Below are 20,946 nucleotides of genomic sequence, written 5' to 3'. Positions count from 1 at the left end.
CCCGGCACCCCCCGTCGCCGTCTGATCCTGAGTGGACGAATCCCCCCGAATGGCTGGCCCCATGACGCGAGTCTCCCTGGTCGTTCCCTGCTACAACGCGGCCAAGACGCTGCGCCTGTGCCTGGAGTCGGTGCTCGCCCAGACACGCCTGCCCGACGAGATCGTCGTGATCGACGACGCCGGCACCGACGGCTCGGCCGCGATCGCGGAGGAGCTCGGATGCCGGGTCGTGCGGCTGCCCCGCAACCAGGGGGTCTCGGCCGCACGCAACGCCGGTGTCGACGCCACCACCGGTGACGTCCTCTTCTTCCTCGACTCCGATGTGGCGCTGCGGTCCGACGCGGTCGCCAACGCCGTCGAGATCCTGGAGCGCGACCCCGGGCTCGGCTGCGTGCACGGCGTCTACGACACCGAGCCCCTCATCGACGACGGGCCGGTCGAGTGGTACCGGATCCTCCACGCGGTCCACTGGCGCAGCCGCCACATCGGTGAGGTCAACAGCGTGGTCTTCGCCCTCGCCGCCATCCGCCGCGACGTCCTGCTCGGCGCCGGGAGGTTCGACGAGCGCCTGCGTGACTGCGAGGACGTCGAGTACAGCAGCCGGCTCGCCGTGCGCAGCCGGATCGCGCTCACCGACACCGTGGTGGGCCGCCACGACGACGGCAGCCGCCTGGTGCCGATTCTCACCGAACAGTGGCGCAGGGCCCTGCCCCTGATCCCGCTCGCGCTCACCACCAGCCGGCGCGGCGCGGCGAAGCCGGAACACGCGAACAGCCCCGCCGGCATCCTCGCCTGCGCACTCGCCCTCGCCACCCTGGCGCTGGCGCTGGCGAGCCTGCCGCTCGGCCTGTTCTCCCCCGCCCTGCTCCTCGTGCCCGCCGCCCTGGTCGTGGCGTTCGTCCTCGCCGATCCGCAGCTCGTACGGTTCGTCAACCGGCAGCGCGGCCCGGCGTTCACCGCCTACTTCATGGCGGTCCACCTGGCCGTGCACACGGTGCTCGTCACCGGCCTGGCCGCCGGCTCGCTGCGTGTCCTCCCCGGGCTCAGGAGGAGCGCGTCGGAGCCGGCATGACCGGCGCCCCTCCGAGCGCGACGCGGTAGACCGCGAGCGTCTCGTCGGCCGCCCTGCCCCAGCTCAGGCTCTCCCTGACGAACCTCTCCCCCCGGGCGCCGAGCGTACGGCGCTGCTCCGGGTCCGTCATGACCTCGACCACGACGCGGGCGATGTCATCGGGGTCGGCGCTCCGAACGAAACGGACGGCGGGCCGGTCGGGGTCGTCGCCGGCGAAGATGCGGGAGAAGCCGTCGCCGAGGACCGTGGGCTTGGCCAGCGCCATCGCCTCGGTGGCCACCAGGCCGAACGGCTCGAAGAGCGAGGGGAAGACGCAGGCGTCGGCCATCTCGTAGAACTCCAGGAGCGCCTTGCCGTCGACGAACCCGCCGGAGGTCAGCACGCGCCCGTCCAGCCCCGTCTCGGCGACGATCCGCGCCACACCCGCGTCGTCCCCCTCCCCGACGATCACCAGCCGCAGCCCCGGGACGGCGGGCGCGATCTTCCGCATGGCCTCCAGCAGCGGATAGACGCCCTTCTGCCGTTCGATGCGGCCGACGAAGAGCAGCACGGGGTCCCCGGCGGCGATGCCGAGCCGGGCCCGCAGGGCGGCGGCCCCGGCGCGGAGCGCGTCGCGGTCGAACGCGGGGTCGGCGAGCACCTGTTCGTACGTGCCGCCCAGGCGCACGACGTCGATCGGCGCCCGGTTCCATCCCGCGGCGGCCAGCTCAGCCCGCACCTCGGGGGTGGCGACGACGACCCGCCGGGAGATCCGCGCCAGCCACCGCTCGACGGCGGCGAACACGTTCAGCGGGTCGTTGACGGTGCGCTGCGCCGCGACGCCGTACTCGGTGGTGTGCACGTGGAAGACGACAGGCAGCCGCAGCACGTAGTGGCAGAGCAGGCCGCACAGGAAGTTCGTCGAGTCGTGCACGGCGACCAGGTCGGGCCGCTCGTCACGGCCCGCCCGGCGAAGCCGCAGGAAGTACCGCCAGTTGCTGACCACGACGTTCAGCGCGAGCAGGGCGAACTCGGCGCCCCGTGTGCGGTTGAGCCGCCGGCGGCGGCCGATCGCGCCGAGGACGCGGCCGACCGGGCGGTAGACCGTGACGCCGTCGCCCCGTTCGTACACGGGCTGGTGACCGTCGTTGAGTGTGAAGACGGCCAGCCGGTGGTCGCGGGCGAGGTACGGCGTGATCAGCTCCGCGTAACGGCCGAGCCCGGCGGTGATGTTGGGCGGATACTGGTTGACGACGCAGGCGATCCTCATCGATCGGCCTCCTCTGTAGGTGTGCTGACCGCCATCGGACCGTCCGGCCGGTACACCCGGCCGGCGGCGGCCGCCACGACGGCCACCAGGATGAGATTGCTGAGGGCGAACGCCACGAGCCCTCCGACCAGCCCCCACCAGGCGATGCACGCCGCCTGGCAGGCGAGCGCGGCGGGCGTCCCGGCGGCGAGGCAGGCGATGAGCACCTTGGCTCCTCGCACCCCGTCCATCGACAGGGCGACGGAGTAGAGGTTGAAGACGGTGTGCGCGCCGATGCCCACGGCCGCCAGCGCCATCAGCCCGACCGAGTACGGGTACTCCCCGCCCACCACGAGGAAGAAGAGCATGCTGGCCACGAACGAGAAGACCGCCGTGGCCCCCGCGACGGACGGCGCGAGCCGCGCGATCCTCCGCATCAGGGCGGGCTTCGCCGTCGTGGCCAGCATGGGCAGAAGGACCAGGCCGATCCCGTCGGTGAACACGACACCGAGCAGCCGCTTGGGGAAGCCGTTGTACAGGGAGTACACCCCGACGTCGGCCCGTCCGGCCCAGTGGTTGAGAAAGATCACGTCGACGCCGAAGAGCACCGCGGTGAACGTGGCGATGGCGGTCACGTACGCGCCGTGCCGGTAGAGCGACCTCGCGAGGGCCGGCGACCAGGAGCGCGGCGCCACCTCGAATCCGGCCACCGCCAAGACGGCGAAGACGAGGTTCGTCACGATGAGCGCGCCCAGGTACACCTCGGCGTTCCCGATCCCGAGCACGAGCAGGCAGTACGCCGAACCGGCCAGATAGGCGACGGCGACGGCGAGCTTGAGCGCGGCCACGAGCCTGAACCTCTTCAGCCCGCGCAGGAAACTCTCGGTGAGCTGGTTCACGGTCATCGACAGCGCCAGCGCCAGGCCGAAGGCGAGCGTACGGGTGTCGACGCCGAGGACGGCGGTCAGCAGCGGCGCGGCCAGCATCCCGGCGGCGAACATGGCCGTCCCCAGCACCAGCGTCGAGAAGAGCGCCGTGGTCACCAGGGCCGGCCGGTCCGCCGGTTCCGCGCGCGGCAGCTCCTGGAACATGACGTAGTTGAGGCTGGTGAGCATGGCGACCGTGGCGATCAGCGCGATCGACAGGACGACGGTGAAGTGGCCGAACGCGGCTGCGCCGATCCCCCGGGCGATGACGAGCGTGGCGGTCGCGGCGGTGCCGCTGGCCAGGGTGCTCATGAGCGTGGGCCCGGCCGCCCAGCGGTGGCCGTCGACGATCTGCGCGACGCGGGCACGCACGTCCCCGGCCGGTCGCCGCGTCACCGGGCCGTCACCAGTCATCACCGGTCATCACTGGTCGTCACTGGTCGTCACCGGCATCACCTGGCGGCCCGGCGTACCGTCCGAGCCCGCCGGCTTCCGTGTCTCGCAGGAACGCCTGCCGGGCGAAGTCGAGGTCGGCCTGGGTGTTGACGCCGCGCGCCTCGTCGGGGTCGTCCACCGGCACCACGGTCAGCGGCCGGCCGGCGTCCCGCGACAGGTAGGGAAGGAACGGCAGGAAGTTGACCTCTCCGGTGACGGCGCCCGGGGCGGCCTCACCCAGATAGCGCGTCCACGCCTCCAGGAGCCCGTCCGTGCCGAGGCAGAACACACCGACGTCGCTGAGCCCGCCGGGGCGGCACTCGTCCCCTTCACGCGACTGCCGGACGGCTGCGAGCGTGGGGCCGGCGATCTCGTACTCGACGTACGGATCGGCCATCGGCACCAGCGGGATCGTGAGCCCGGCCTCCCGGTGGGCGGCCACGACGCGGCGGACGGTCGCCGGGGACAGATTCGCCTGGTCGCCCCAGACGACCAGGATCGCGTCGTACGGCTCCCAGTGCGGGGCGGCGCCGAAGATGGCGCCTCCCATGCCGGTCGGCTCGTCCTGGACGCTCACCGAGACGGCGCCGGTCGCGATCTCGGGTGCCGCGAGCTCACGGAAGGGGGCCTCCCCTTCGGGGGACATGACGACGTGGACGTGCCCGACCTGGGGCCGCAGCCGCCGGTGGAGCAGGTGCCAGACGGTGACGCCGTCCGCGATCTCAACCATGATCTTCGGGATGCCGAAACCGAGCCGGGTGCCACGCCCGGCCGCCGGGATCACCGCGCAGACGCGCTCACTCACCGCTGCTCCTGGTGGAAGGCTGCTCCTGGTGGAACAGGGACACGATCTCGTCGAGGTCCCGTACGGTGATCGCCCCCGCCGCGGGCTCGGCGGCGTGGATCTGAAGCGTCACCAGCCCGGCGCCGACCGCGGACGCCACCCCGTGCGCGGAGTCCTCCACGGCCACGGCGCCGGCCGGGTCGACGGCCCAGCGACGGCAGGCGTACCGGTAGAACCACGGATCGGGCTTACTCACCGGGACGTCGTCGCTGGTGAGCACGGCGCGGAAGTACCCGCTCAGGGAGCAGGCCGCCAGGACCCGCTCGACCGACCCGCGGCTGCCGCTGGTGACCAGGTACGCCGTGCGTCCGTCCTCCGTGAGGCGTTCGAGGAGCCGGTGGGCGCCGGGCAGCACGACGACCATTCCCGCCTCGACGTACTCGCGGTAGAGCCGCTGCTTGCGCCGGGCCAGCCGCTCGGCCGCGACGGCGTCGCCGGGCACCAGGCGCGACGCCACCTCGGCGGTGCTCGCGCCGGTGTGGGCGGCGTACCGGAACGTGGCGAGCGCGCCGGGTGCGATCTCCGTGATCGCCTGGCGGAACGCGGCCTCGTGTGCCGGGCACGAATCCACGAGCGTGCCGTCGAGGTCGCACAGCCAGACCCGGCGGCCTGCGACCACGCCGGCCTGCGACGGGGTCACTCGGCGCCCGCCAGCGCGGCCTCGCCGCAGATGGCCATCAGGGCGTCGACCGTGCTGGGGCCGCCGTGCACGCCCGGACGGGCGGGGTCCTCCAGGTCGGCCGTGACCCACCGTGCCCCGGCCCACTCGCCGCAGTCGGTCACGGCGCGCGGCACCGGGGGCATGGGCGGCAGGCCGTCCGACGGCGTGGCGGGGCGGGGGCACAGGACATGGGTGACGGTGCGCCGCTCGTTGCGAGGGTCGCCGAGATAGGTCAGGGTCAGGTCCACCAGGTCGGGGGCGGTCAGCCCCTGGATATCGTGGTCGTCGCGGGTGTTGACGACGAACACCTTGGCCACGGCCCGGCTCGCCGCGATCGCGTCCGCGACGCCCGGCGTCAGATAGCTCGGCAGGAGCGACGAGTGCGGGGTGCCGGGCCCGTACACGATGAGGTCGGTGTCCCGGATGGCGTCCAGCGCCTCCGGGCTCGGCGTGACGTCGGCGCGGTGGCGGGCCAGGATCTCCCGCACCCGCGCGGCGGGCAGCGCCTCCAGCTCGGCCCGCCACCGGCGGCCGATCGGCTGACGCAGCAGGAACAGGTCGGTGATCGCCTCGTCGTCCTGCGGCGCGACGATGTCGGCCTCGTCGGCCAGGACGCGGCCGCCCCGCTTGAGCGCGGCCAGGAAGGCGTTCTCGCCGCTGGTCACGTTCAGCAGCCGCACCGGGGAGCCGAACGTGCGGGCGCAGGAGCGGACGGCGGCGTTGAAGTCCTCCCCCAGGCGGAGGTACGCGCCGGCGAAGACGAGGTTGCCGAGCGCGCAGTCGCCCAGGTCGATTCCGTACGGCTCCGCACGGAGCCGGCGCGCGAACAGGCGCAGGTCCCGCGTGATCTCCGTTCGCGCCTCCGGCCGCAGCGCGCCGAACGGCGTGCCGGACGGTGAACCGCCTGCGTGCCGCCCCGGTGAGGCGATCTCGTCGATGAGGTCCCCGAGGCGCTCCGGCGTGATCCCTGCCGGCAGGCGGTGTTCGAGGACGGACATCAGCGCGGCCTGCTGCGGGTCGCCGCGGTCGAGGTGGAGCAGGCAGTTCTTGCGGAAGTCGGACGGCCCGAGCATCCCCGGGAGGTAACGCCGCAGCGCTCCGGTGGACAGCCCGTTGTCGTACCCGTTGATCACCAGGGACAGGTCCAGCCCGGGGATGCTCAGCAGCCGTCGCGCGATGCTGGCCCCGCCGCGCCCGCCGCTGAACATGGTGACCGCGCCCAGGGAGCCCGGACGAGTGCTCAGACGAGTGCTCATCGGGCCTCCTCCGGCACACGTGATGTCGCCGGCCCGGCCGGATCGGATGAATTGGACGGATCGGGCGGGCCCGGCGCGCGCAGGACGCCCCGGCGCAGCAGCCAGTTGCGGTATCCCACGTAGCCGACGAACAGCGCCCGGTCCCGCGCCCCCTTCCAGAACCGCCACCCGCGACTGCCGCCGCCGCGCTCCCGGTGCTCGATGGGAAGCTCCATCCAGGTGTGGCCCAGCTCGGCGACCTTCGCCGTGATCTCCGTCGAGCAGTTCATCCCCCCGGACTCCAGCGGCAGGGCGCGGAACAGCGGGCCGCTGACCACCTTGAAGATCGAGTTGAAGTCGCGGTAGCGGGTGCGGAGCAGGGCGTTGCTGACGGCGCCACTGGCCGCCGACCCCCACCGGTACGGCAGGCTGTCGGCCTTCCGGATCCGCGCGCCGGAGAAGGCGAGCGCCTCACCGGCCTGGATACGCGGGATGAACTCGTCGAGATTGGCGATCGGGAACTGGCCGTCCGAGTCGAGCAGCACGACCCAGTCCAGCCGGGTATGAGCGATCGCGGCGGCGATCGCGGCGCCCGCGCCGCGGTTGCGGCCGAACGAGACGACGACGAGCTCGGGGCAGCCGGCCCGCAGGTCCGCGAGGATGGCTCCGGTCGCGTCGGTGCTCCCGTCGTCGCACACGACGATCTCCCACGCGCCGACCGCCGGGTGCCGCTCAAGGTAGTCGCGCCACTCCGTCACCGCCGCCGCGATGGTCTCCGCCTCGTTGTACGCGGGCGCCGCCACCGAGATGTCGACGACGGGGGCCACGACATGCGAGTTGGGCAAATCTCACCTCCCGGGAGGGCTTCAGATGCGGGCGTGACGGCCAGGACGAGACGGGCCGCCGGGGCCGGTCACCGGACCGGCGTGAGCTCCCCGGCCCCCAGCAGGCGGGCGATCCAGCGATCCAGGGGAAGCAGGTTGATCCCGACGATGATCGGAACATGCGCGAGAGCGAACAGGATGGTCGCGCCGAACGAGATCGGACCACCGGTGAACAGGTTGATGTGGGGCGCGTCGATGACCTCGGGAATCTCCACCGGGTTCGCCACGAACCACATGATGTCGAGAAACCCCGAGAACAGAATGAGCACGCCGGTCGCCATGATCTTCAGACAGCGGCCCGGACTGCCGCCCCCGATCCGGTAGGCGGCGGCGACCGTGAGGACGATCGCCGGATAAAGCAGCAGATAGAGGTGCGTGTAGAAACTGTCACCCTGCGCGCGTGCGCCGTCGCCGTAGTAGAACCAGCTGATCCGCGGGACGAGATAGCCGGTGAAAAAGACGAACGGGATGTAGAGCAGCCACTGCAGGCGCGGCGACACCCACGGGAAGAACGCGATGGCCACGCACAGGCAGGCGAACGCGAGCAGCTTGGCCACGAGCTCCCACGCCGTCTGGATCTCCCGCGCATGGGGGGTGGCCAGCCAGACGAAGGCGGCACCGGCCGCCCCTGCGACCAGGGACAGCCACCACAGATGCCGGGCCCATCGGCGCCGTCCCCGGAGGACGACGTCGGCGACGTGCCAGGGTTGACTCGTGGCGACGTTCCCGTCCAGGAGCGACTGGGAGGGCGGGCTTTCGTCACGTGCCGTCATGGAGGATTCGGCACCTTTCTTCCAGCCGACGGGCGATGCGGGATGGTGCGTGAGCTCCGGCCAAAAACCGCGGGAGCGCTCCCACACAGTATGTCAGCCGCCTCACGAATGGCGTCCGTATATATGAAAATGGGACCTTCTAGACGCCTTCCCTCCAGGGACAGATCGAGGCAGATTCGTGAATGCCCAGGTGAATCGCTATAGAAAATTCAACTTCCGAACGCATTTCTAGATCGAGTGGGCGGATATGTGAGCGCGCCTCAAATATGTGTTCCGCAACTCGACTTTCGGACAATTTGTCGTGTACGTCGTAAGGAAGCGTGCTTCTCCGCCCCCGAGCGTCGGCTCCGCCGCTTACCCTGCGTGACCGCCGAGACCTCTCGCGCCGTTCTCCTCGTGTGCCCCCTGGCCGCGGCTGTTGTCCCCGGGCCGGCGGCGGCGCGCGGCCTCGGCGGCATCACGCACGGCCTCCAGCAGGGCGGCCGCCTCCACCTCCACCTCTCGCTCGATGCCGAGCAGGGTCTCCTCGGCGCCGTCCACGGCGCTGAAGTCGTGGTCCAGGACGACCAGGCAGCCGCCGGACGCCTGGACCACGATGCTCCACACTCCGGTGAGGGACGCCAGCGGGGGCCGGGGGCGCCGGTGCGTGAACCTGACGGAGAGCCTCGCCGGCTCCTCCTTGTGATCCACGTCGCGGACGCTGCGGACGGCTTGGGCCGCGATGGCCTCGTACGCCGTCTCAGGCTCGGCCGCGACCGCCACGATGTTCCTCGTGCTGCGGATCCTGTGTGGCACCGGTCACCCCCCAATGCTGCGTCCGGCGTGTGCCGGCGCCACGTCACCGCGCGGCGTGACTGCCCAGCTGCTCGACGCCGAGAGCACGGCCCGCGCCCGGGGCCGCGGAGGGCCCAGCGGACGGCTCGATGGAGGGAAGCGTGGACATCGCCCGTCACCGTGCCGTCCGGGCGGGCGCGTCCGAGGCGCCGTTGCGGTCCTCGAAGGCGTCCACGATCCTGCGCAGCGCCGGCACCTGAAGCCGGAAGTAGCCCAGGACGAAGACGATCAGGACGATGCCGGGCACCTGCGACAACAGGAACGACTTCTCGATCTCGGCGATGGAGTAGTGGTAGACGATGTAGACCCTCGCCGCCGACTCCACCAGCAGCATGCCCGCGAAGGCGGCGGTCATCAGCCGCTGACGACGGCGGAACTCCGCGGACCCGTCCCACGCCCGGTCGTACGCGACCGCGCGGACGGGGTCGCCCTTGATCGCCATGGGCGCGGCCGCCTGGTAGACGACGGGACGGCCGACGAAGCAGGTGCAGCCCATGAACAGACCGGCCAGCGCGGTGTAGAACGCCGGCTTGACCGCCACCACACGGGGGTCGTTCGTGGTGAAAAGCAGCGCGACGGACAAGATGATCTCGAGGATCACCAGGATGCCGACGAAGTCGAGACGCCTGCGGCGCACGGTGTTGACCGCCGTGACGACTCCGGTGCCGACGCCGGCGACGGTCAGCGCCCAGAAGTCGTTCAGGCCCACCTGCTTGAGCACGACGTACAGCAGGATGGGAACGACGATGTCGACGAGCAGCGGGAGCAGCGGGCGGATCTTCGCCACGAACGGGGAGTTCATGACCGGGCACTCTCCTTGGTGGGTTGGTTGGCACGGAAGACCGTCTCAGCGCCCCACAGCGCACTGTCGACCGCTTCGTAGGCGTAGTTACGCATCTCGGTGTCGACCCGGGATCTCTCCAGCAGCCTGCGCAGGCCCGGGTGCCATCCGGTCGGTACGGGCGGGTCGGTCACTGCGGTGTCGCCGGGCGCACGGTGCCCGCCGTGCCATCGACGACGAGAAGCTGGTCGTCGCGGAAAGCGGTGGTCGCGGTGCCCGTGGCCACCACGGCGTGCACGCCGTACTCGCGGGCGATGATCGCGGGATGGGACAGCAGGCTGCCGCGGTCGGCGACCAGTGCCCCGACGGAGGGGAACAGCAGGGCCCACTGCGCCGTGGTCTCCGGGCAGACCAGCACGTCGCCGCGGCGCAGCTTGCCGAAGTCCGCGACGCTGGTGATCACGCGTGCCGGGCCGACGTAGCGCCCCGCGGACGCCGCGAGCCCGCGCACAGCGCCGTCCTCGGACGGGCCTCCCGGCCGCCCGCCGAGCATTCCCATCGACCACTCCGCCACGTGCATCACGGCCATGGCGGCCTCGGACGGCGGAGTCATCCCGGGCTCGGGGGTCAGCGGGGTGGGCGGGTCGCCGTAGAAGGGCGGTCCCGGGTGGGCCAGCGCCCAGGCGTGCTCGCCGCGGCGGTGCCGTACGAGGGCGGCCAGGTCGTCGCCGGACCGGCCCTCGAGCGCGGCGAGCGCCTCGTCCAGTTCGAGGAAGAAGACGTCGCCGGGATCGGCGATCCGGCCGCGCAGACGGGTGCCCAGCTCCAGCGCGGCGGCGCGCAGCAGCGCCCAGACCGAGACGGCGTAGAACACCTTCTCGTCCCTGACCGAGCCGCTCAGGTCGCTGCCGGCCAGCGCGGCCTCGAAGCGCTCGCGGTCGGCCGCCGGCCGCCCGGCCAGCGCCTCCCTCGCCTCCCGCACGGCCGCGTCGCGGCGCTCGGCCAGCCTGACCCGCTCGGCCGCCAGGTCGTACGGCGCGTCGAGCTGGGCCCTGACGAGACTGAGCAGGATCTCCGGCCGCTCGGCGAGGGTGGGCTCGGTGAGGGTGAAGCCGATCGTGCGGTGCCCGTAGTCGCGGACGTACGCCTCGAACGCGGCGGTGAACTCCGGGGCCTCGGGTGTCCGGCCGTCCTCCAGCGCCTCGCGGACGGCGGGACGCCCGGCGGCCAGGCGGGCGAGGTCGCCGAGCGCGGCGGTGGCGGGGACGTGGTCGCCGGTGAGCCCGCCACGCAATCGCAGCGTGCGCTGCGGGTCCCAGCCGAGCAGCTCCTCGCAGGCGACACCGAGCCGTCCGAGCAGCGCGATGGCCGCGCCGGTCAGCCGGAAGTAGCGGTCGTGCAGGCCGGCGAACAGCTCCTTCACCTCGTGCGTGTGCTCGGCGAGCTCCTTGTCGCCCAACCGGGCGAGGTCGGCCGCGCGCAGCCGGGCGATCGCCGCCGCGGTCCGCGGCTTCCACTCGGCGTTCCACAGCTCGACGAGCCGCTCCGGCTCCCGGCCGGCGACCGCCACCGCGATCTTCTCCAGGCGCGACACGAACGCCGTGGCGGTGTCGGGGGCGTTGGTGATGTACGGCCAGCCGCCGATGACGTTGACCGTCGGGGCGGCTCCCGTGGTGAAGGCGAAGACGTACGGGGACGCCGCGGCGATGGCCGGGAGGTAGACCGAGCGCTCGATCGGCGTCCAGGGACGGTCGGTGTTGCGGTCGGGCACGGAGAAGCCCGGCGGCACCTCGACCGGGATCGGCACGTGCGGGACGCCGTCGCCGGCGAGTGCCGTGATGGGGCGGGCCTGCAGCAGCCAGAGCACGCCGCCCGACAGGGCCCATTCGACGTCCTGGGGGGCGCCGAAGTGGCCGGCCGCGCAGGCCGTGAGCGCGGCGATCTCCCCTGCCTGCTCCGCCGTGACGGCGTCCTCGGCGCCGGAGGTGCGCGTCGCCTCGCCGTCACGCACCGTCCACTCGTCGGCGGTGGCCTCACCGGCCATCAGCCGCTCGCCGAGGCCCCGTACGGCGCTGATCACGATCTCGCCGGGGTCTCCGGTCAGCGGGTTCACGCTGAAGGCGGCGCCGGCGGCGTCCGCCGGGACCATGACCTGGATGAGCACGCCGACCTGCCCGGCCGGGGAGTCGCCGCGGTAGGCCGCCACACGCTCGGAGGCCCCGGAGGCCCAGCAGGACCGCACGGCGTCGACCACGGCGTCGAGGCCGCGTACGTCGAGCACCGACTCGTACTGCCCGGCGAACGACATGCCTTCGAGGTCCTCGGCGATGCCGGACGAGCGCACGGCGACCGGAGTGCCGCCGAGGGCCGCGAGCGCGACGGCCAGCTCATCACGCAGCCCGGCGACCGCGTCGCCAGAGGCCGCGTCTCTGGAGGCCGCTGCATCGGAGGCCGCCTCGTTGGGGACCGCCTCGTTGGGGACCGCCTCGTTGGGGGGCCGCTCCCGCCCGAACGCCTCGTCCAGCGCGTCGGCGACCACGGCCCAGCCGTCGGGCACCGGGAATCCGGCGCGCTTCAGCTCGCCGAGCACAGCGGCCTTGCGCCCCACCCTGGGCGCGTCGTCCAGGCCGATCTCGCGCAGTGCCAGCACGTGCTTCACTTGGGCACTCCTCCCTCAGTCAATTTGCCGAGTCCACTTCATCTCGTCGCCCTGCAGCGATGCTCGAGCCCTGGTCGAGCTGCGGTCGAGCTGCGGTCGAGCTGCGGTCGAGCTGCGGTCGAGTCCCGCTCGAAGGCCGGTGGAACGCGGGCGGCGGTCAGTCCTCCAGCAGGGCCATCGCCTGTATGGGACAGCCGCGGGCCGCCTTGCGCACACTGCCGGCCGGCGGCTCGCCGGGCCTTTCGACCATGAGGACGACCCAGCCTCCTCGTCCTGGTCGAACACCTCCGGCTGGGCCATCACGCACTGGCCCGAGCACCAGCATGTGGAGAAGCTGATCCCGCGCTTCGTCACCAACCTGCTGTCCGGCGAGAAGGTCCCCCTATACGGCGAGGGCTGGAAGGTGCGGGAGTGGCTGCACGCCGACGACCACTGCCGGGCGATCCACCGCGTGCCGACCGGCGGGCGGGCCGGCGAGGTGTACGACATCGCGGGTGAGTAAGAGCGTCGGCTGCTACGATCAAAGGTAGATATTTCACCCCACGTATCACGATCCAGCCCGCGATCAACCTTTGAGCCGGCCACGTATCCGGAAGGGGACGGTCGAGATCATCGGAGTTCTGCTCGCGGAGGATCTGGCCATGTTGCGGCATGCGCTGGCCTCCCTGCTGAGACTGGAACCGGACATCGAGGTGCTGTCCGAGGTGGACTCGGGAGACAAGATCCTCGAAGAGGCGCACAAGCACCGGCCCGACGTCGCGGTGATCGACATCGACATGCCGGAGCTGGACGGGCTGAGCGCGGCGGCGCAGCTGCGCGAGCAGCTCCCCGAGGTCCGGGTCCTGATCCTCACCACCCTCGGCAAGCCGGGCAACCTGCGCAGGGCGCTCAGCGCCCAGGTGTCCGGCTTCATGCTCAAGGACGGCCCGCCCGACAAGCTGGTCGCCGCGATCCGGGACGTCGCGAAGGGCACCCGGGTGTTCGACTCCCAGCTCACGCTGATGGCCTGGGACAGCGGCAACAACCCGCTGAACGCCCGGGAGGTCGAGGTGCTCCGGCTCACCGCCGACGGCGCCAACCCGGAGGAGATCGCCCGGCGGCTGTTCCTGTCGTCGGGCACGGTGCGCAACTACCTCACCACGAGCGTGACCAAGCTCAACGCCCGCAACAAGATCGACGCGATCCGCATCGCGCAGGAGCTCGGCTGGCTCTGACGCGGGCACTGGCCCTGACGCCGGCACTGGCCCTGACGCGGGCCCTGACATTGGCTCTGACGCCTACGCGGACAGCAGGCCCGTCCACTTGCGGGCCCGCGCGCCCCATCCGGTCTCGGGGCGCGGCAACTCCTGGGGGCCTTCCGCGTCCTCCGGCGGCTGGGCGCGTACCTCGACGTCCAGATGGAACCAGCCGTCCGGGGCGACGCCTGCGACGAGCCGGCCGCCGACCGCCTCGACCCGGGTCGTGAGGTTGCGGATGCCGCTTCCCTCACGACTTTCGTCACGGTTCCCCTTCTGGCCGGACGGCCCGGCGGCGTCCTGCGCCGGGGCGGGGCGGACGCCGTCGTTGCGCATGGACATCCGCACCAGGCCGCTCTCATACCTGAGGGTGATGGAGCAGTAGCTGGGGTCGCTGTGCCGGAGCATGTTGGTGATGCCCTCCCGCAGCACGGTCGCCAGCACCGTGCTGGTGCGCTCCGACAACTCTCCGAAGTCGCACGGGTCCGCGCGGACCTCGGACCTGATCTCCGTGGCGGCGAGGATCGTCCGCGCCGACTTCAGCTCGTCGTCAAGCGACATCTGCCGATACCCCCTGGACACCACCCGCACGTCGGCGAGTGCCTGCCTGGAGATCTGCAGCACGTCCTCCAGCTCTTCGTTGGCACGCTCGGAGCCGGTCCCGTTGAGCCGCCGGGCCAGCTCGGTCTTGAGAGTGATCGCGGACAGGCTGTAGCCGAGCAGGTCGTGCAGGTCGCGGGCGAAGCGGCCGCGCTCCTTCTCCACGGCCATCTGCGCCAGCGCGATGCGCGACTGGTAGACCTCGGTGACGAGCTCCGACATGCGGGTCAGTCCGTAGACCACCAGAGCGGTGATCACCGACGACGCCGCGGCGTACCCCAGGGACAGCAGGCCCGTGTCGTACACCGCCTCCAGCACCACGTTGCCGGTGACGACCAGCGAGAAGATCGTCCAGGCCGGCCACGCGGAGAGGACGAGCAGGGCGTTGCTGGCCAGGAAGCTGGGCATGCCCAGCCATCCAGGGCCGAGCCACAGTAACGGCAGGTAGATGAGCGCCGCCTGCGCCACCAGCATCACCAAGCGCCAGCGAGGCATGCGCCAGGGGGAGTTGCGTTTGAAGTGGAGCAGCTGCATCAGCACGAGGAGGACGATCAGCAGGCTCCCCACGCCGATCAGCACACCCTCCATGCGGGCGCCTTCTCCGACGAGCCTGATCATGTTGATGAGGGCGTATCCGCAGAACACCGTCACCACCACGCCCTTGGCCAGGCGGGGAGCCAGGCGGATCTCCTGAGGGGGCGCGGGTCGTCGATGTGGCTCGTCGCGCTCGCTGCGGCGCTTTACCATCACTGCCCTCCGGCAATCACGTGACCACCGGAGCTTAACCGACAGGTCGCCCCGCAGGGTGAACGGGAAGTCGGCCGGGACGCGAGCGGCTTGTCCGGAATCGGGCACCAGGTAGGAGTGCTCGGCGAGGGTGGCCTGATGCCACCAGCGCATCGCCTCCGGATCGGAGGTGCAGTACCCGGTCCTGTCCGGCCGTGCCCCGTAGACGGAGGGGGGAGCCGGTTCATCTCGGTCAGCGCCCGGCGCAGCGCCACCCGCGGATCGAAGTGGGCGCAGAAGCCGAAGAACACGTCCTCGACGGACTTGCCCACACGGCGCGATGGAAGAGCCCAGCTCGATCGGCGGTCTTCACATTCGCCACGTGAAAAATTCATACGGGTCACCCCCCGGAATCCACATCCCGTCCGGCTGTCCTTTTTCCCGGCCGGACAGAGCGCAGAATCGGTTCAGAGCAGAGGGCCCGACCGCTGCCGGGCGTTTCGGGAAAGGGTTCACACACCATGCGCGTGCAGGTATTAGGACAGCTCGACGTCACGGTTCGCGGGACGTCGATCCTCCCCACCGCGAGCAAGCCCCGCCAGGTGCTGGCCATGCTCGCGCTCAACCCCGGCAGGATCGTCACGGTCAGGACGCTCATGGAGGAGCTGTGGGGGACCGAGATCCCGCGCAGCGCCGCCACCACGCTGCAGACCTACGTCATGCAGCTCCGCCGCAAGCTGCGGGACGCTCTGGCCGGCGACCCACGGCGTACGCCGATGGACCTCCTGGTGACGCACCCCACCGGCTACCGGCTCCAGGTGCGGCCGGAGGACGTGGACTGCTGCGTACACGACCGCCTGGTGGTCGCGGGAAGGGACGCCGCCGCGTCCGGCGACGACGTGAACGCGTCGCGGCTGCTGGGCGAGGCCCTCAGCCTGTGGCAGGGTCCCGCCCTGCTGGACGTCCAGGTGGGCCCGCGGCTGGAGCTGGAGGTCATGCGGCTCGACGACATGCGCCTGTACGCCCTGGAGATGCGGATCGAGGCCGACCTGCGGCTGGGCCGCCACCAGGCGCTGCTGGGAGAGCTCGCCGTGCTGACGGCCGAGCACCAGCTTCATGAGACCCTGCACACCTACTACATGATCGCGCTGTCCCGCTCGGGCCGGCGCTGGCAGGCGCTGTCGGTCCACCAGCGGCTGCGCCGTTCCCTCGCCGACGAGCTGGGGATCGAGCCCGGCCACCGCATCCGGGAGGTGCAGCGGGCCATCCTGGCCGCCGAGCCCGTGGCGCGCGACGGAACGATGATCGAGATCTAGGGAGCCGCCGTCCGGGTGAGACGACCGGGACGGATCACACGAGAAGTGCCGGCGCGGATGCGCGCCGGCCCTTCTCGTGTCCGGGACGTCCGAGATGCGGGACTCGGGCCTTTCAGGGTGCGGGCCTTTGGGGGTGCGGACGTCCTAAGTGCGGACGTCCTAAGTGCGGGGCCCGAACTGCGGGGCCCGAACTACGGGGCCCGAACTGCACGGCGCCCCAACTATGCGGCGCCCCAACTATGCGGCGTCCGAGTCGCACACTGCCCTTCCTCGTCACCTCTGGGGAAATGGCGCCGCCGGGATTCCGCCTCTGAGCAGGGGGCCGATCGCCCGGACCGAGCTTTGTGCGGTGACCGTGAACAGATCGCCGGTGATCGCGGGCCTCGGCATCCGCGGTCACCGGCCCGCCTTCAACGGCCCGCCTTCAACGGCCCGCGGTCACCGGCTCCTCACGGCGCCCGGCACCCTGGCCGGCATCCCGCTCGGCGCCCTGGGGGAGCCGCCCGTGACGCGTCTGGGCGTCCTCGGCTCCGGTCCGGTGCTGGGTCTGAACTGCGGTCTGAACTGCGGTCTGGGCCTGGTTCTGGGTTCCGGGCTCGGGCTGGGGTTGCGTCTGGCTCCGGGAGCCGTCCGGGGCACCTCCCTGATAACGCCGGATCTCCCCTTCCAGATCCCCGGGTGTCCGTGCCTCGATGAGACACGCGCGCAGCGATGTCGCCGCCCGCGGGACGGCCCAGTAGCTGCCCGTGCGCTCGCCGTACCACACCATCCAGCCCGGCGCCCTTGCCGCCAGCACCCGGGCCGAACTCCTGCCCACGGTGATCTCATCGGTCATCGTGATCTCCTTCCGCGGTCCGGACGGCGTCATCCGCCGGAAGGCGCCCCCTACCCTCGCTCTCGCACGGCAACCGGCTGACGGCGATCTCCTGTACGGCCGTCGCACCGGCGGGCTCGGGACGCATCCGGAAATTCGCTCGCCGGGTGCCGTGGAGATCCGTACAGTGACGAGCGGTTCGGGTGCACCGGCGCGGGAGAGCAGGAGCCCGTCGCCGAGCAACCTAGCCTTGAGTGCAATCGCCTGATCCGAGTCGTCGATCCGGGCGCCGGAAAAGAGGGCCGAGAATGCAAAAACGCAGTTAAGGGAGATTCTGGCGGTTTCCTGGACTTTGGGTAACTCGCTTTCTTGAGTCATTCCAGTCTTACTTCTCGCGCGGGGCGGGTCGGTGGAACGCCAGATGGGGAGCGCCCGGTCATCCGACATCCCTCTCCGGCCCCGTAGGGCGTCGCTCCTGCGTGGCAGGGGCTGCCGGTCCGGTGGCCGCTCAGGCGATCATCTGGACAAACCTCGCATCTTTACGTATTTACCCTTATGTGGCGCTGCGGTGGGATTGCCCGACGGACGAGCGCCGCATCGACCTCTGCACATTACTGGGACCTGACACTTGGCCGGGTAGCGTCGTTCAAGACAGTACGCCCGAATATGGATGAAGGCGCGTATATGAGAACGCAACTCGAGATTGCTGTCAGTGATCATCAGCCGGCCACAGTGGTCGTACTGGCGGGTGAACTCGACATCGCCACCGGAGACATGCTCCGTGGCGCGATCAGGAATCTCCTCCGCCGCGGCCGCACCAGGCTCGTGGTGGACACGTCCGACTTGGAGTTCTGTGACTCCTCCGGGTTGGAGGCGCTGCTGGACAGCCGGGACGAGACAGAGACCGCCTCTGGGTCGCTGCGACTCGCCGGAGTGCACGGCGTCTTGGAGCTCGTGCTCGAAGTGACCCGGTTGAGAAACGAGTTCCTCGTCGACGAGACGTCCATCGAGTCCGTGACCGCATTGGTGGTCGACGGCACCCGCGACGTCTCGATGGTGTGACGTGTGACCATATGACCGACGATCACCTGACGGTGATCTGACCTGGGCCGCGGCCCCGCCCCGCACGGCACCCGCGACCCCATCCGGACCAGAAACGGCCCCCGCTCCCCAAGGGCGGGGGCCTTTCCGCGTCTCCGGCCATCCAGTCGTCCGCAGAACCCCGCCCGGCCCTGCGGACACACAAACCCTCCTGGCCGCCGGCCTTCCACAGACACTTCAGGGACATCGACCGGAGCGGGCAAGCCCCACAATGACAGGCCGACCGTGGTGAGGCGCGGACGAGCTGATGACCCCGGTCGCCCCGCCGTGAACGCGTACGTCTCCTTTGCTCCTTGTTGCTCCTTGCCAGGTCCCGTCCGTACGCGCGTGGGGACAGGGGTGGTCGTGGCGGGGCGGATGTGACGGTCACCCGATGGGACCTCGTCACCATTGCGACGGCGCCGCCTGCCCGCCCTGTTTGCCGCGTGCGGCCCCGGGTACGCGCGGCCGAAAGGTGGCGATGCACCGCGCGTTCAGGGGGAGGAAAGATCATGGATCAGTCCCGGGCACCCGTGCTGGAAGCCCTCGTCGACTACCGCCAGCGGAGAGACGTCTCTTTCACGCCGCCCGGACACAGGCAGGGGCGCGGGGTTGACCCACGCGTGCTCGCCGTACTCGGCGAGGATCTCTTCCGGGACGACGTGATGGTGATCAACGGCCTGGACGACCGGCTGTCGACCGGCGGCGTGCTGGAGGAGGCGCAGCAGCTGATGGCCGAGGCCGTCCACGCCGACAAGGCGTTCTTCTCGACCTGCGGCAGCTCCCTGTCGGTCAAGAGCGCGATGCTGTCGGTGGCCGGGCCTGGCGAGAAGCTCCTGGTGGCGCGCAACGCGCACAAGTCCGTGATCGCCGGGCTGATCCTCAGCGGCGTGAAGCCGGTCTGGATCCACGGGGTGTGGGACGGCGAGCTGCACCTGTCCTACCCACCCACGCCCGACGCCGTGGAGGAGGGGTTCAAAGCCGAGCCGGACGCCAAGGGCGTGCTGGTCGCGAGCCCGACCGACTACGGCACCTGCGCCGACCTCGCCGCCATCGCCGAGGTCTGCCGTCGCCACGGCCGCGTCTTCATCGTCGACGAGGCCTGGGGCGCCCACCTGCCCTTCCACGACGGGCTCCCCGCCTGGGGCATGGACGCCGGGGCGGATCTGGTCGTGACCAGCGTGCACAAGATGGGCAACGGCCTGGAGCAGAGCTCGGTGTTCCACCTCCAAGGCGACCGCGTCGATCCGAACGTGCTCAAGGCCCGCGAGGATCTGCTGGGCACCACCAGCCCGTCGACACTCATCTACGCGGCCCTCGACGGCTGGCGACGCCAGATGGCCGAGAATGGCGCGAGCCTGCTCGACCGGGCTCTCGAGCTGGCCCAGTCGGTCCGCTCGTCCATCAACGGAATCAGCGGCCTGTGGGTGATGGACAAGGACAACTGCCGCGCCTTCGACCTCGACCCATTGAAGATCGTGATCGACGTGTCGGAGCTCGGCGTCGACGGCTACCACGCCAACGACTGGCTGCGCGACAAGTGCAACGTCAACATGGCGTTGAGCGACCATCGCCGGATCAGCGCGTCGATCACCGTCGGGGACGACGAGGAGACCGCCGGCGTGCTGGTCGACTCCCTGCGTGCCCTCGCCTCGGCCGGCGACCTGCCGCCCGCGGCCAGGATCGACGTCCCCGAGCCCGGCGAGCTGGAACTGGAGACGGTCATGCTGCCGCGCGACGCGTTCTTCGGCCGGATCGAACAGGTGCCCGTCGAGGAGGCCGCGGGCCGGCTGGCGGCCGAGATGGTTACGCCGTATCCCCCGGGCGCGCCTGCCCTCACCCCTGGCGAGCGGATCACCCGGCCCGTGCTGCGCTACCTGACGACCGGCCTCGCCGGCGGCATGGACATCCCCGACGCGGCCGACCCCAGCCTGAAGACCCTCCGCGTGGTCGCCGAGGACTGACCTCGGGGTTCATGAGCTCCGTCACGGATCGTCGAATGCGCAGCCGGCACCCGCGTATGGTCCGCTCGTCGATCGAGGGATCGAGGGCTTGTGGGTGCGTTGTACGCGTACCCGGATACGGCTTGCATCGATCGTGTGTTCGATATAGTGTTGGGGTAGAGCCGTTACAGGTGAGCTTAGTTGGCGGGCCGTTGTGGGCCATGCGCCGTGTGATGAGTAGCTGAGTCTGCGTGAGAGGGTCCCGGTCCGGGCGATCGGGAGGCAGTCTGTCGCTTTCGTTGCCGGTCAGGGGGTGCCCGCCGTGTCAGCTCCGTCTGCATCTTCGCCGTCGTCTTCGTCCGCATCTTCGCCGTCGTCTTCGTCGGCTCGGCTGCCGGGGTCGCCGTCTGTTCAGTCGCCTGGCTGGGCACCTGGTGGCCGTCCCGCCGTGGCGCGTCCTTTCACCCTTGTTGGTTCGGCGGTGGCCGCCGATCGGTGCTCCGGTTCCTCCGGTGGCGTAGCCGAGGCTGAGCCGGTGCCCCTGCCCGGGTTCGATGCTTATAGCGGCACCGCCGTGGCCGGCTCCCCGGTCGACCGGGTGACCCCGCCTGTGGCAGGACCTGCACCCGAACCGATAGCGGCCTCTGTGACCGAGCCGGTAGCCGGGCCGATGGAGACTCCTGCGGTGGGGCCTGTGGGTGAACCGGTGGCCGATTCCGAGGCCGGGTTGGTGGCCGACTGTGGGGCTGAGCGGGTGGCTGAGTCGGTGGCTGAGCCGGTGGCCTCGGTGGCTTGTCGTGGTGGGGGTGGGTGGTTGGGGGGTTGGGGGGAGGATCGGCCGGGGGTGCCGATTCCTGAGGGGCTGGCCGCGTTGCCGCCGGGGGCGGAGTTGGCGCGGGT

The 20,946-nt window shown here is 71.0% G+C and carries 18 protein-coding genes; 6 read left to right on the top strand and 12 right to left on the bottom strand.

The features are described from left to right. The first annotated feature begins 61 nt into the window (after nucleotides 1-61). The gene (locus AB0B72_RS38550) at nucleotides 62-1,072 is read left to right on the top strand and encodes a glycosyltransferase family 2 protein (RefSeq protein WP_367744601.1); all 1,011 of its coding nucleotides are present in this window, start codon (nucleotides 62-64) and stop codon (nucleotides 1,070-1,072) included. Here the strand turns inward: AB0B72_RS38550 and AB0B72_RS38545 are convergent. The 10 genes from AB0B72_RS38545 to AB0B72_RS38500 all read right to left on the bottom strand — a co-directional run bounded on the left by AB0B72_RS38545 (nucleotide 1,044) and on the right by AB0B72_RS38500 (nucleotide 12,332). Next, nucleotides 1,044-2,321, bottom strand: a complete 1,278-nt coding sequence (locus tag AB0B72_RS38545) for a glycosyltransferase family 4 protein (RefSeq protein WP_367744600.1) — start codon at nucleotides 2,319-2,321, stop codon at nucleotides 1,044-1,046. The genes AB0B72_RS38550 and AB0B72_RS38545 overlap by 29 nt on opposite strands. Beyond that, a complete protein-coding gene (locus AB0B72_RS38540) occupies nucleotides 2,318-3,640 on the bottom strand; it encodes a lipopolysaccharide biosynthesis protein (protein ID WP_367744597.1) in 1,323 nt (440 codons plus the stop codon). The genes AB0B72_RS38545 and AB0B72_RS38540 overlap by 4 nt, the downstream gene beginning before the upstream one ends. Nucleotides 3,641-3,659: 19 nt before the next feature. Next, on the bottom strand, nucleotides 3,660-4,466 hold the full coding sequence (locus AB0B72_RS38535; protein WP_367744594.1) for an NTP transferase domain-containing protein: 807 nt from the start codon (nucleotides 4,464-4,466) through the stop codon (nucleotides 3,660-3,662). Then, nucleotides 4,459-5,145 (bottom strand): HAD family hydrolase, encoded by a 687-nt coding sequence (locus tag AB0B72_RS38530; protein ID WP_367744593.1) that lies wholly within the window; start codon nucleotides 5,143-5,145, stop codon nucleotides 4,459-4,461. Before AB0B72_RS38530 ends, AB0B72_RS38535 begins: the two co-directional genes overlap by 8 nt. Then, nucleotides 5,142-6,422, bottom strand: a complete 1,281-nt coding sequence (locus tag AB0B72_RS38525; protein WP_367744591.1) for a 2-phospho-L-lactate transferase CofD family protein — start codon at nucleotides 6,420-6,422, stop codon at nucleotides 5,142-5,144. Before AB0B72_RS38525 ends, AB0B72_RS38530 begins: the two co-directional genes overlap by 4 nt. Continuing rightward, nucleotides 6,419-7,246, bottom strand: coding sequence for a glycosyltransferase family 2 protein (locus AB0B72_RS38520; protein WP_367744589.1), 828 nt, complete (start codon nucleotides 7,244-7,246; stop codon nucleotides 6,419-6,421). Before AB0B72_RS38520 ends, AB0B72_RS38525 begins: the two co-directional genes overlap by 4 nt. 68 nt (nucleotides 7,247-7,314) lie before the next feature. After that, entirely contained in the window at nucleotides 7,315-8,058 is a 744-nt protein-coding gene (locus tag AB0B72_RS38515) for a hypothetical protein (RefSeq protein ID WP_367744588.1), read from the bottom strand. Nucleotides 8,059-8,412: 354 nt separating this feature from the next. Then, a complete protein-coding gene (locus AB0B72_RS38510) occupies nucleotides 8,413-8,853 on the bottom strand; it encodes a hypothetical protein (protein WP_367744585.1) in 441 nt (146 codons plus the stop codon). A gap of 154 nt (nucleotides 8,854-9,007) precedes the next feature. Then, on the bottom strand, nucleotides 9,008-9,694 hold the full coding sequence (locus AB0B72_RS38505; RefSeq protein ID WP_367744583.1) for a VC0807 family protein: 687 nt from the start codon (nucleotides 9,692-9,694) through the stop codon (nucleotides 9,008-9,010). Between the two features lie 169 nt (nucleotides 9,695-9,863). Further along, the gene (locus AB0B72_RS38500) at nucleotides 9,864-12,332 is read right to left on the bottom strand and encodes a PEP/pyruvate-binding domain-containing protein (protein WP_367744582.1); all 2,469 of its coding nucleotides are present in this window, start codon (nucleotides 12,330-12,332) and stop codon (nucleotides 9,864-9,866) included. A gap of 325 nt (nucleotides 12,333-12,657) precedes the next feature. On the opposite strand from AB0B72_RS38500, the gene AB0B72_RS38495 reads away from it, so the two are divergent. Further along, complete coding sequence (locus tag AB0B72_RS38495; protein WP_367744581.1) at nucleotides 12,658-12,834, top strand: NAD-dependent epimerase/dehydratase family protein; 177 nt, start codon at nucleotides 12,658-12,660, stop codon at nucleotides 12,832-12,834. 106 nt (nucleotides 12,835-12,940) lie between these two features. After that, nucleotides 12,941-13,546, top strand: a complete 606-nt coding sequence (locus tag AB0B72_RS38490; protein ID WP_367744609.1) for a DNA-binding response regulator — start codon at nucleotides 12,941-12,943, stop codon at nucleotides 13,544-13,546. Nucleotides 13,547-13,609: 63 nt separating this feature from the next. Here AB0B72_RS38490 and AB0B72_RS38485 read toward each other — a convergent pair whose 3' ends face one another. Beyond that, complete coding sequence (locus AB0B72_RS38485; RefSeq protein WP_367744580.1) at nucleotides 13,610-14,914, bottom strand: sensor histidine kinase; 1,305 nt, start codon at nucleotides 14,912-14,914, stop codon at nucleotides 13,610-13,612. Nucleotides 14,915-15,414: 500 nt separating this feature from the next. On the opposite strand from AB0B72_RS38485, the gene AB0B72_RS38480 reads away from it, so the two are divergent. Further along, nucleotides 15,415-16,209: a BTAD domain-containing putative transcriptional regulator gene (locus tag AB0B72_RS38480; RefSeq protein WP_367744579.1), complete on the top strand. Its 795-nt coding sequence runs from the start codon at nucleotides 15,415-15,417 to the stop codon at nucleotides 16,207-16,209. Nucleotides 16,210-16,633: 424 nt separating this feature from the next. Here AB0B72_RS38480 and AB0B72_RS38475 read toward each other — a convergent pair whose 3' ends face one another. After that, nucleotides 16,634-17,044 (bottom strand): hypothetical protein, encoded by a 411-nt coding sequence (locus tag AB0B72_RS38475; RefSeq protein ID WP_367744577.1) that lies wholly within the window; start codon nucleotides 17,042-17,044, stop codon nucleotides 16,634-16,636. Between the two features lie 645 nt (nucleotides 17,045-17,689). On the opposite strand from AB0B72_RS38475, the gene AB0B72_RS38470 reads away from it, so the two are divergent. Continuing rightward, entirely contained in the window at nucleotides 17,690-18,085 is a 396-nt protein-coding gene (locus AB0B72_RS38470; protein ID WP_367744576.1) for an STAS domain-containing protein, read from the top strand. Between the two features lie 530 nt (nucleotides 18,086-18,615). Next, complete coding sequence (locus AB0B72_RS38465; protein WP_367744575.1) at nucleotides 18,616-20,067, top strand: aminotransferase class I/II-fold pyridoxal phosphate-dependent enzyme; 1,452 nt, start codon at nucleotides 18,616-18,618, stop codon at nucleotides 20,065-20,067. Nucleotides 20,068-20,946 lie beyond the last annotated feature (879 nt).

This window comes from Microbispora sp. NPDC049125, assembly GCF_040802045.1.
Classification (GTDB): Bacteria; Actinomycetota; Actinomycetes; order Streptosporangiales; family Streptosporangiaceae; genus Microbispora.
Note: the sequence above shows the minus strand (reverse complement) of the source record. Positions and strands in the feature narration are given on the sequence as shown.